Genomic DNA, 10,906 nt, shown 5'->3' on the forward strand with positions numbered 1-10,906 from the left:
AGAGAGAGGGTTCTGGAGCGCTAACGCCGATCGGCGAAATCATCCCCATACGATCAAACCCAGTAGCGCCGTTCGCCAAGCTGTGATTGCATCGAGAAAAATAAGGGGAGAGAAACGAATGGAACTGGTCCAATGGCCGGCGCTGATTGCGTTGGCGGTCGGCGTCGTGGTTTGGGGCGGCGTGATTCTGGTCCGCAATTGGCGCGAAGCGCCCGCGACGGCCGAGGAAGATCTCGACTAGTCTTCCAAGTTCTCAGCTGATCGATCGACAAAACCGTCTCGTACTGGCGGCGAGATCGTGCACGGCTCGATCTCGCCCATGGGGTCGGCTGGCGCCCACCGGCGGGCTCGACTAGTTTGCCGCCATGACCACCCCGCTTTCCGCCCTGAAGCCCATCGTCCTGACCACCGACGCCGGCGTCGCGTTCCTGCGGCGCCATCCGGCGACGCGCGAGGTGGCGACCGATGCGTCGGAGACGGGGCTGGTGAGGGCGAGCCTGCACTTCGTCGACGCCATGGAGCCGCCGCCGGAAGAGCAGTGGGCCATGCCCAACGCCGATGTGCCGGAAGACCGGACCCATGACCTGACTTTCGAAAACACCGGCCACGCGCCGCCCTACGGGTTCTGGATCACCCATCCCGACGTGCTGGCCTGGGCGACGGACTTCGTGGAGGACGACGGCGCGGCATGGCTGGTGAGGGTCTGGCTGAAGGCCGTTTGAGGTCTGGTCGATATCCACGAGCTTGAGTCGATTTTCACCGAGCATCCCCGCGAAGGCGGGGATCCAAGCCGACTCCACAGATGATCCGCAGCCTGGACTTCTCCTGAAAGTCAGCTTGGGTCCCTGCCTTCGCGGGGAAGGACGGATGTGGGGGTGCAGGCTGGTGACTGTCGATCCGAGCGACTGGCGCGCCTCGTCATGGCGAACTGCCGTCCAACGACACAAACCCTTGTCAGATAAGCTGGTGCGGGCGGTCGGGGTCGAACCGACACTCCTTTCGGAACCGGATTTTGAGTCCGGCGCGTCTACCAGTTTCACCACGCCCGCGCTTCGCTGCTTGCCCGGGGGCGAAGCGAAGAGGCGACTTCCTAGCAGCGGTCGTCCGGAAGTTCCAGAGGCGTTTCACTCACCCCAGCCACGGCGCTTTCGCCAGGCGTTCGGCCAGGAACTCCATCAGCACGCGCACCCTGGCCGGCCGGATGGCGCTGGGCGGGGTGACCAGGTGCATGGCGATCGGGGGCGGGGTCCAGTCGGCCAGGACCTGCTCCAGCTTGCCGTCGGCGACGTCGTTCCAGACCATGAAGTCGGGCTGCATGGCCAGGGCCTGGCCCTCAAGCAGCAGGGCGCGGAAGACGTCGGCGTTGTTGGCGCGCAGCTGGGCCGGCACGCTGATGGCGTATTGGCCCTGCTGGGCGTGCTCGAACCGCCAGGCGTCGCGCGAGCGGCCGCCGGTGTAGAAGAGGGCGCGGTGGCCGGTCAGATCCTTGGGGTGCTGCGGCCGGCCGTGGCGGTCGAAATAGTCGGGCGAGCCGACCAGCATCACCCGCACCGGGCAGAGACGCCGGGCCAGCAGGCTGGAATCCTCCAGGGCCGAGATGCGCAGGGCCAGGTCGAAGCCGTCCTCGACGATGTCGACCAGCTGGTCCGACAGCGACAGCTCGACCGACACCTCCGGATAGAGGGCGAAGAAGTCCGAGAGGGCAGGGCCGAGGTAGCCGATCCCGAACGACATCGGCGCGGCCATCCGCACCAGGCCGCGGGGCACGGCCGACTGGGCCGAGGCCTCCAGCTCCAGCGCCTCGCCGTCGGCCAGCAGGCGGCTGGCGGCCTCCAGCGAGCTCTGGCCGCTGTCGGTCAGCGACAGCCGCCGCGAGGTGCGGTGGAAGAGGGTGGCGCCCAGCCGCTGCTCCAGTCGGGAGACGGCCTTGGAGACGGTGGCGTTCGACAGGCCCAGGTCCTTGGCGGCCCGGGCGAACGAGCCGGTCTCGGCCACCTTGGCGAACACGGCCCAGGCTTCGAAGTCGGGAAGCTTCATCATGTCAATTTTGGAAATGGTTTCTTTCGACCATTTCTATTTCGGTTCGGGCGATCTGTCTCCATCTTCCTCGTCAACGGAGACGCCGACACGGCTTCCCCACCTGACACACCGGGAGATCGACATGATCGAAGTTCGCAAGTTCGACAGCCTGGGCGGCGCCAATCACGGTTGGCTCGACGCCAAGCACCACTTCTCGTTCGCCGGCTACCATGATCCCAAGCGCGTCCACTGGGGCGCCCTGCGGGTCTGGAACGACGACACCATCGCCGCCGGCACCGGCTTCCCGCCGCACCCGCACAACGACATGGAGATCATCACCTATGTCCGCGAGGGGGCGATCACCCACCAGGACAGCCTGGGCAACAAGGGCCGCACCGAAGCGGGCGACGTGCAGGTGATGAGCGCCGGCACCGGCATCCGTCACTCGGAGTACAACCTCGAGCCGGGCGTGACCAAGATCTTCCAGATCTGGATCATTCCGGACCGCGGCGGCGAACCGCCCGCCTGGGGCGCCAAGCCGTTCCCCAAGGGCGACCGTTCCGGCAAGTTCGTGGCCCTGGCCAGCGGCTTCGAAGGCGACACCGACGCCCTGCCGATCCGCACCGACGCCCGCGTCCTGGGCGCGACGCTGAAGGCCGGTGAAGAGACCGAATATTCGCTGGGCGACGGCCGCCACGCCTACCTCGTGCCCTCGACCGGCAAGGTCGAAGTCAACGGTGTGGCGCTGGACACCCGCGACGGCGCGGCGATCGCCAACGAGAACACCATCCGCGTGAAGGCTCTGGAAGACGCCGAACTCGTGCTGGTCGACGCCGCCTAAACCTTCAAGACGCGGCCCCTCAAGCAAGTATTCAGGCGGCCGCGTCTTTTCCTCCCCAACCTCAGACTGAGCTTTCTCTAGGAGACTCCCATGGCCAAGGTTCTGGTCCTTTACTACTCGTCGTACGGCCACATCGAGACGATGGCCAAGGCCGTCGCCGAAGGCGCTCGCAGCGCCGGCGCGACCGTCGACATCAAGCGCGTTCCGGAAACCGTGCCGGAAGAGATCGCCAAGGGCGCTCACTTCAAGCTCGACCAGGAAGCCCCGATCGCCACCGTCGCCGAACTGGCCGACTACGACGCCATCATCATCGGCACCGGCACGCGTTTCGGCCGCCTGAGCTCGCAGATGGCCGCGTTCCTCGACCAGGCCGGCGGCCTGTGGGCCCGCGGCGCGCTGAACGGCAAGGTCGGCGGCGCGTTCGTCTCGACCGCCAGCCAGCACGGCGGTCAGGAAACCACCCTGTTCTCGATCATCACCAACCTGCTGCACTTCGGCATGACGATCATCGGCCTGCCCTATAGCCACCAGGGCCAGATGAACAACGACGAGATCGTCGGCGGCGCGCCCTATGGCGCGACCACCGTGGCCGGCGGCGACGGCAGCCGCCAGCCGACCCAGATCGACCTGGACGGCGCCCGCCACCAGGGCGAACTGATCGCCGCCGCGGCCATCAAGCTGCACGGCTAAGGACCCCAGCCGGGTTCCTCCCCCAATGACCCGGCTGTACCGGCCGCGTCGCGCTTCATCCTCCCCCCAGGAAGCGCGGCGCGGCTTTTCTTTTGGAAAACGGCGGCTTAACCGCGTTTGGAAGCGTCGTGTTCAGGCTGATGCGTGAATATGCCCGTACGCAGGGGACAGCGAGGCGGGCGTGGCGAAGAAGGACAAAGCAGTCAAGCGGAGGTCGGGAATGGCCGACTTCATGACGCTGCTGGTCTGCATCGCCTGCACCGTGTGGGCCTTCAGGACGATCGTCGGCCTGGCCGGCTGATTATCGCTTGGCCTTGGGCCAAGAAGGCGGCACTTGAGCGGCAGAGCCGTTTCAAGACCAGGATGTCGCCGCCCATGCCCACCCAATCCGCCCAGGGCGTCACGATCGTCGATCACCCGCTGGTGCAGCACAAGCTGACCCTGATGCGGGACAAGGAAACCTCCACCAAGACCTTCCGCGCCCTGATGCGCGAGACCTCGACCCTGATCTGCTACGAGGTCACCCGCGAGCTTTCGATGGACGAGGTCGAGATCCAGACCCCCGTCGCTCCGACCAAGGCCAAGGTCATCGCCGGCAAGAAGCTGGTCTTCGCCCCGATCCTGCGCGCGGGCCTGGGGATGGCCGAGGGCATGCTCGACCTGGCGCCGTCGGCCCGCGTGGCCCACATCGGCCTCTATCGCGATCCGCAGACCCTCGAGGCCGTCGAGTACTATTTCAAGACCCCGGAAGACATCGCCGACCGCCTGGTCATCGTCGTCGATCCGATGCTGGCCACCGGCCACACGGCCGTCGCGGCCATCGACCTTCTGAAGAAGCGCGGCGTGCGCGACCTGCGGTTCGTCTGCCTGCTGGCTTCGGTCCCGGGCGTGGAGACCCTGCGCGCGGCCCACCCCGACGTGCAGATCTGGACGGCGGCGGTGGACGCCTCGCTCAACGACCACGGCTATATCGTTCCGGGCCTGGGCGACGCCGGCGACCGCACTTTCGGGACCCGCTGACCCGCCAGCGCGCGTCGGCCCCAAAGCGGGGCTGTTTGTGCGTCTGCGCACTTGCGCGACTCCCCGGGCGCGGTAAGCAACGACGTTAACCTTTCGGGACGCCATGCTGGTCACGCCGCCGTTGATCTATGTCGCCGACGACGACGCCCTGACGCGCGAGCTGGTCGAGATCCAGCTCGGGCGCGGCGGCTACGCCGTGCGGACCTATCCGGCGGTGGAGGACCTGCTGTCGGCGGTCGAGGCCGCGCCGCCGGCCCTGATCCTGCTCGACGTGCGCATGCCGGGGCTTTCAGGCCTGGACGCCCTGCGCAGCCTCAAGGCCGCACCGGGCGGCGCCGAGATCCCGGTGCTGATGCTGACGGGGGAGGGGCGGCTGGACCGCATCGTCCAGGCCCTGCAGCTGGGCGCGGCCGGCTACGTGATGAAGCCGTTTACGGGCAAGGCGTTGCTGGACCGGATCGGCGAGGTGCTGGAAGCGAAGGTGTGATCCTTCGAAGCTCAAACCAGATCGTCATCCCGGGCGAAGGGCCGCGAAGCGGACCGTAGACCCGGGACCCAGGGGACTGGGCGCTGCGTTCTGGTTCGCCGCCCCACGCGCTGTCGCCAGCGCACTGCGGCGGCCCCTGGGTCCCGGCTCTTCGCTTCGCTACGGCCGGGATGACGATGAAGGGCGCTCGGAAATGAACGCCCAAACAAGAAAGGCCGGGGATCGCTCCCCGGCCTTTCGTTCGTCAGGGCCGTGGAGCCGATCAGATTTCCTGGTTGTACTTGCCGACGCGGGCGCCCAGGCGCGGCTTCACTTCCTGGTGGAAGAGGGCCTTCATGTCGTCTTCCGACTGGGTGCTTTCGACCACGACCACCACTTCGGGCTTGTTCGACGAGGCGCGGACCAGCACCCACGAGCCGTCGTCCAGGTGGACGCGCACGCCGTTGACGGTGATCACCTCGGTAATCTTGCGGCCCAGGATCGAGCCGCCGGCGGCAAACAGGTCTTCGTATTCCTTCACCACCTCGGCGACGACGCCGTACTTCTTCTCGTCGTCGCAGTGCGGGCTCATGGTCAGCGAGGTGAAAGCGATCGGCAGGGCCTTGCGCAGGTCGCTCAGCTTCTTGTCCGGGTTGCGGTCGAGCATGGCCAGCACGGCGGCGGCGGCGGTCAGGCCGCAGTCGTAGCCGTAGCCCAGCGGGGCGTTCATGAAGAAGTGGCCGCTCTTCTCGAAGCCGGCCAGGGCGCCCGTCTCGGCGCTCTTGCGCTTGATGTAGCTGTGGCCGGTCTTCCAGTAGATGACCTTGCAGCCGTGCTCCTTGAGGATCGGGTCGGTGGCGTAGAGGCCGGTCGACTTGACGTCGACGACGAAGGTCGCGCCCGGGTGCAGGGGGGCCAGGTCGCGGGCCAGCATCAGGCCGATCTTGTCGGCGAAGATCTCCTCGCCCTCGTCGTCCACGACGCCGCAGCGGTCGCCGTCGCCGTCGAAGCCGAAAGCCAGGTCGGCGCCGTGCTCACGGACGGCCTTGGCCATCTCGTGCAGCATTTCCAGGTCTTCCGGGTTCGGATTGTACTTGGGGAAGGTGTAGTCGAGGTCGGTGTCCATCCCGACCACGTCGCTGACGCCCATGCGCTGCAGGGCGTCGACGGCGAAGGCGCCGGCGGTGCCGTTGCCGCAGGCGGCCAGCACCTTCAGCGGACGGCTGATCTGGGCGCGGGTGGCGACGTTGGCGATGTAGCGCTCGGCCTGGCCTTCGACGCGGATCAGCTTGCCGCCGTCACGCTCGACGAACTTGGCGTTCAGGACGATGTCCTTGAGCTTGCCCATCTCGTCGGGACCGAAGGTCAGCGGCTTCTGGGCGCCCATCTTCACGCCGGTCCAGCCGTTCTCGTTGTGGCTGGCGGTGACCATGGCCACGCAAGGGATGTCGAGGTCGAACTGGGCGAAATAGGCCGTGGGCGACAGGGCCAGGCCGATGTCGTGCACCTCGCAGCCGGCGCTCAGCAGGCCCAGGATCAGGGCGTTCTTGATCGACGAGGAATAGGAGCGGAAGTCGTGGCCGACCACGATCTTCGACTGGCCCAGTTCCTGGATGTAGGTGCCCAGGCCCAGGCCCAGGGCCTGAATGCCCAGCAAGTTGATCTCGGGGCCGAACAGCCAGCGCGCATCGTATTCACGGAAGCCCGTCGCCTTGACCAGCGGCTCGTTTTCATAAGCGGCGGTATTCGGAACCAGATCGGCGCGGGGAGTCGAGAACATAGGAGCTCGCTTCAATGAGTGGTGGGGTGCGTTTAGCTGTCGGAGTGGTTGCTTGCCACCCTCTTCGTATGACGATGATCGATCAATGTGACGGTTGATCGAGATTTGGCGTCGCGCCGCGCGCCTATTGTGCGAGACCGCCGGTGGCGGCGGCCGCGGCGTCGGCTTCGCGCTGGCGGCGTTCGTCGCTGCGGCGGGCCGAAGCCTTTTCCTTTTCGATCAGCGCCTTCATTTCCGGGGTCTGCTGCAGGGGCGTGGAGCCGAAGGGGCCGGGCGAGCGGTCGCCGTAGCCCTGCGGCCAGACCATGGCGAAGGCGATCATCGCCAGGGCGACGAGCGCGCAGAGGGGCATGAAGATGCGATCGGGCATGGTCCGGCTATAGCACGTCGTTCGTGGCGGGACAGGGGCGATGCTCGGCGAGATGCTGACGCAGCGTCATCCGCCCCTGCGCCGCCTGGCGTCGCGCCGCTTGACGGCGGCCCCGCGCGGCCTTAGCCCGCGCTGGACCAATCAAGGGAGTTCCGATGCCCGTCCTCGTCCTGCTTCGCCACGGCCAGAGCCAGTGGAACCTCGAGAACCGCTTCACCGGCTGGGTGGACGTGGATCTCACCGCCGAGGGCGAGGCCCAGGCCCGCAAGGGCGGCGAACTGATCAAGGCCGCCGGCCTCGACATCGACGAGGCCTTCACCTCGGTCCAGACCCGCGCCATCCGCACCTGCAACCTGGCGCTCGACGCGGCTTCGCAAAGCTTCGTGCCGGTGACCAAGGACTGGCGCCTGAACGAGCGCCACTACGGCGGTCTGACCGGCCTCAACAAGGCCGAGACCGCCGAGAAGCACGGCGAGGAGCAGGTCACCATCTGGCGCCGCTCGTACGATGTTCCGCCCCCGGAACTGGCCCCGGGCGGCGAGTACGACTTCGCCAGCGACCGCCGCTACAAGGGCGCGAGCCTGCCCTCGACCGAGAGCCTCGCCACGACTCTGGTGCGCGTGCTGCCCTACTGGGAAGAGGCCATCGCCCCCAAGCTGAAGGCCGGCGAGAACATCCTGGTCGCCGCCCACGGCAACTCGCTGCGCGCCATCGTCAAGCACCTGTTCGCGGTGCCGGACGACCAGATCGTCAAGGTCGAGATCCCCACCGGCAACCCGCTGGCCATCGAACTCGACGCCGACCTCAAGCCGGTGGGCGCCCGCTACCTCGACGAGGCCCGCGCCGAGAAGCTGCCGGCCGTCGGCTGATCCAGGTCTGGTTCTAGATCTTCCGGGGTTCCTTTCGTCCGGGGACGAAAGGAACCCTAGGTCGTTTCAGGTCTTGTCTGCGCGCAGGAAGTGCCTGGAAACACGACGTTAATGCTGCCGGGCGCATCAATTGGGCGTACCCTAAGGGTACGAAGATGTGAGCTTGCATGAACACCCCGGCAGCGGCAGGCCAGGAACACCGGCGCCTGACGCAACAAGAAGTCGACGTGATCTGCGCCAAGCACGACCGCCTGTGGTCGGCTCGGCTCGGCGGCGCGCGCGCGGTGTTCGCCTTCTGCGACCTTTCCGGACTGGTGCTGGCCGGCCGTAACCTGTGCGACGCCGACTTCACCGGCGCGCTGCTGGTCGGCGCGGACCTGCGCCGCTGCAAGCTCGACAACGCCAATCTCTACGGCGCCGACATGCAGGGAGCGGACCTGACCGATTCCTCGCTGCGGCGCTCGGACCTGCGCGGCTCCAGCCTGCGCGGCGCCAACCTGACCGGCGCCGACATGTTCGAGGCCGACCTGCGCGAAGGCCAGATCGCCGCCGCCGACCGCGAAAAGGGCTACCGCATCATCGAGCCGGTGCAGCGCGAGGCCTATGCGGCCGGCGCCAACCTCTCGGGGGCCAATCTGGAGCGCTCGCGGCTGTCGGGCATCGTCGCCACCAAGGCCGACTTCAGCGACGCGATCCTGAAGGACGCCAAGCTGGTGCGCGCCAACCTCAAGCAGGCCAATTTCAACGGCGCCAACATGGCCGGGGCTGACCTTTCGGGCGCCAACCTGTCCGGCGCCGACCTGCGCAACACCGTGCTGGTGGGGGTGAAAACCCTGTCCTGGAACGTCACCGGGGCCAGCATGGAAGGGGCGCTGACCGACAAGGCCTCAGGCGTCGACGTCTCCGACATGCCCTACGAGCAGATGATCGCCGACCACGCCCGCTGGTGCGAAACCGGCGGGGCCGAGGGCAAGCCGTCGTCGTTCGACCGGGCCGACCTGCGCAATCTGAAGAGCATCCGCGGCTTCAACCTGACGGCCCTGTCGGCCAAGGGCGCGGTGTTCTACGGCCTCGACATGGAGGGCGTGCAGATGCAGGGCGCCCAGCTGGAAGGCGCGGACCTTCGGGCCTGCAACCTGCGCCGGGCCGACCTGCGCGGGGCGCGGCTGAAGGGCGCCAAGCTCTCCGGCTCCGACCTGCGCGACGCCCAGCTCGGGCCGCTGCTGATCGGCAAGGACCGGCTGCTGCCGGCCGACCTGACCGGCGTGCTGCTGACCAACGCCGACCTGGCCCGGGCCGACCTGCGCGGCGCGTGCCTGGCCGGCGCGGACCTGTCGCGCGCCAACTTCACCAACGGCAACCTCAAGGACGTCGATCTGACCGGAGCGATCCGGCTGGGCGCGCGGGGGTTGGACGACGTCATCTGAGCAATTGTGACGAAAAGACGCGGCCTTAACCGTTCGCTCGTCGATTCCTGTTATCCGATGAAATTCAAGAGACTTACGCAGAGTCGGGAGGGGGTCCCGCAATGAACGCCGTGCAGAATCTTGCGGGTCGCCGCAAGCTCAGCCAGGCCGAACTCGACATGCTCGTCACGGCCCACGAGAAGTTCGTGACCGGCAAGCAGGGCGGCAAGCGCGCCTCGCTTCGGTTCATGAATCTGTCGGGCCTGGACCTGTCGTTCCGCAACCTGACGGACGCCGACCTGTCGGCCTCGATCCTCGACGGCTGCCGCATGGTGCGCACCAAGCTGGACCGCGCCAGCCTGTTCGGCTGCGACCTGCGCAAGGCCGACCTGCGCCAGGCCAGCCTGCAACGCGCCGACCTGCGCGGGGCCTGCCTGCGCGGCGCCAACCTCTCGCAGGCCGACCTGACCCAGGCCGACTTCCGCGAGGGCCAGATCGCCATCCCGCACCCCCGCAAGGGCCTGGACACCCTCAAGCACGAGACCCGCAACGGCGAGGTCGACGAGGTCAACTTCTCGGGCGCGACCCTGGACGGCTCGCAGTTCACCGGCGTTTCGGCCTTCAAGGCCGACTTCTCCGACTGCTCCCTGCGCGGGGCCAAGCTGTCGGGCGCCAACCTGAAGGAAGCCAATCTCGCCGGGGCCATCCTCGACAACGCCGACATCAAGGGCGCCAACCTCGAGGGCGCGAACCTACAAGGCTCGGTGATGGCCGGGGTCGACACCTCGACCGCCCGGACCAGCGGCGCGCACATGACCGGCGCCCTGACGGCCTCGACGCCGGAAGCGGTGAACAAGGCCCGCGAGCTCTACGCCCGGTGCCTGGCCAACCAGCAATGGTGCCAGACCGGCGGCAAGGAAGGGCAGGCGGCCCGTCTCGACGGCGAGGACCTGCGTCCGCTCGGCGACCGGCTGAAGGGCCTGCGCCTGACCGCCATGACCGCCAAGGGCGCCTGCATGGTCGGCATGGACCTGTCCGGCGCCCAGTTGCAGGGCGCGAACCTGCAGAACGCCGACCTGCGCGCGGCCAATCTGCGCGGCGCCGACCTGCGCGGCGCCAAGCTGACCGGCGCCAACCTGACCAAGGCCGACCTGCGCCAGGCCTATCTGTCGCCGTTGCCGCTGGGTCCCCAGCGCCAGACCCAGGCCAGCCTGGCGGCCGCGCGGATGCGCTACGCCATGGTCCAGACCGCCGATCTTTCCGAAGCCATCCTCGACGGCGCCGACCTGCGCGGCGCCGACTTCACCGGCGCCCGCCTGGCCAAGGCCAGCTTCCGCGACTGCGACCTGAACCAGGTGCAGGGCGTGGAGTTCGCGCCGGCTTAGCAAGATCCTCCCCCTGAAGGGGGAGGTGGCCCGAAGGGCCGGAGGGGGAAGCGGCTGCTG

12 protein-coding genes and 1 tRNA gene are annotated in these 10,906 nt (G+C 67.7%); 9 read left to right on the forward strand and 4 right to left on the reverse strand.

What is annotated here, in order from left to right; translation table 11 throughout:
- The coding region (locus tag DMC18_RS26965; RefSeq protein ID WP_233248172.1) for a hypothetical protein at positions 1 to 241 on the forward strand (241 nt) is incomplete at its 5' end.
- A 124-nt stretch (positions 242 to 365) separates the two neighbouring features.
- A complete protein-coding gene (locus DMC18_RS15120) occupies positions 366 to 722 on the forward strand; it encodes a hypothetical protein (protein WP_110119676.1) in 357 nt (118 codons plus the stop codon).
- 242 nt (positions 723 to 964) lie between these two features.
- On the opposite strand, the gene DMC18_RS15125 is transcribed toward DMC18_RS15120, so the two are convergent.
- Positions 965 to 1,049 (reverse strand) — tRNA-Leu (locus DMC18_RS15125).
- A gap of 79 nt (positions 1,050 to 1,128) precedes the next feature.
- Positions 1,129 to 2,037, reverse strand: a complete 909-nt coding sequence (locus DMC18_RS15130) for a LysR family transcriptional regulator (RefSeq protein ID WP_110119687.1) — start codon at positions 2,035 to 2,037, stop codon at positions 1,129 to 1,131.
- 124 nt (positions 2,038 to 2,161) lie between these two features.
- On the opposite strand from DMC18_RS15130, the gene DMC18_RS15135 reads away from it, so the two are divergent.
- The 4 genes from DMC18_RS15135 (at position 2,162) to DMC18_RS15150 (ending at position 5,057) form a co-directional block, all read left to right on the forward strand.
- Positions 2,162 to 2,860 carry a pirin family protein gene (locus DMC18_RS15135; protein ID WP_110119677.1) on the forward strand — a complete coding sequence of 233 codons (699 nt, stop codon included), beginning with the start codon at positions 2,162 to 2,164 and terminating at the stop codon, positions 2,858 to 2,860.
- A gap of 90 nt (positions 2,861 to 2,950) precedes the next feature.
- Positions 2,951 to 3,550 carry an NAD(P)H:quinone oxidoreductase gene (wrbA, locus tag DMC18_RS15140; RefSeq protein ID WP_110119678.1) on the forward strand — a complete coding sequence of 200 codons (600 nt, stop codon included), beginning with the start codon at positions 2,951 to 2,953 and terminating at the stop codon, positions 3,548 to 3,550.
- Positions 3,551 to 3,925: 375 nt separating this feature from the next.
- Complete coding sequence (upp, locus tag DMC18_RS15145; RefSeq protein ID WP_110119688.1) at positions 3,926 to 4,570, forward strand: uracil phosphoribosyltransferase; 645 nt, start codon at positions 3,926 to 3,928, stop codon at positions 4,568 to 4,570.
- 103 nt (positions 4,571 to 4,673) lie between these two features.
- Positions 4,674 to 5,057: a response regulator transcription factor gene (locus tag DMC18_RS15150; RefSeq protein ID WP_110119679.1), complete on the forward strand. Its 384-nt coding sequence runs from the start codon at positions 4,674 to 4,676 to the stop codon at positions 5,055 to 5,057.
- Between the two features lie 262 nt (positions 5,058 to 5,319).
- Here the strand turns inward: DMC18_RS15150 and DMC18_RS15155 are convergent, their stop codons facing one another.
- Positions 5,320 to 6,816 (reverse strand): phosphomannomutase/phosphoglucomutase, encoded by a 1,497-nt coding sequence (locus DMC18_RS15155; protein ID WP_110119680.1) that lies wholly within the window; start codon positions 6,814 to 6,816, stop codon positions 5,320 to 5,322.
- A gap of 124 nt (positions 6,817 to 6,940) precedes the next feature.
- On the reverse strand, positions 6,941 to 7,186 hold the full coding sequence (locus DMC18_RS15160) for a hypothetical protein (protein ID WP_110119681.1): 246 nt from the start codon (positions 7,184 to 7,186) through the stop codon (positions 6,941 to 6,943).
- A gap of 155 nt (positions 7,187 to 7,341) precedes the next feature.
- On the opposite strand from DMC18_RS15160, the gene gpmA reads away from it, so the two are divergent.
- From gpmA to DMC18_RS15175, 3 genes are all read left to right on the forward strand, one after another.
- A complete protein-coding gene (gpmA, locus tag DMC18_RS15165; RefSeq protein WP_110119682.1) occupies positions 7,342 to 8,055 on the forward strand; it encodes a 2,3-diphosphoglycerate-dependent phosphoglycerate mutase in 714 nt (237 codons plus the stop codon).
- A gap of 167 nt (positions 8,056 to 8,222) precedes the next feature.
- The gene (locus DMC18_RS15170; protein WP_110119683.1) at positions 8,223 to 9,482 is read left to right on the forward strand and encodes a pentapeptide repeat-containing protein; all 1,260 of its coding nucleotides are present in this window, start codon (positions 8,223 to 8,225) and stop codon (positions 9,480 to 9,482) included.
- Between the two features lie 101 nt (positions 9,483 to 9,583).
- On the forward strand, positions 9,584 to 10,846 hold the full coding sequence (locus DMC18_RS15175; protein ID WP_110119684.1) for a pentapeptide repeat-containing protein: 1,263 nt from the start codon (positions 9,584 to 9,586) through the stop codon (positions 10,844 to 10,846).
- The last annotated feature ends 60 nt before the right edge of the window (positions 10,847 to 10,906 follow it).

Source organism: Caulobacter sp. D5 (genome assembly GCF_003185805.1).
Classification (GTDB): domain Bacteria; phylum Pseudomonadota; class Alphaproteobacteria; order Caulobacterales; family Caulobacteraceae; genus Caulobacter.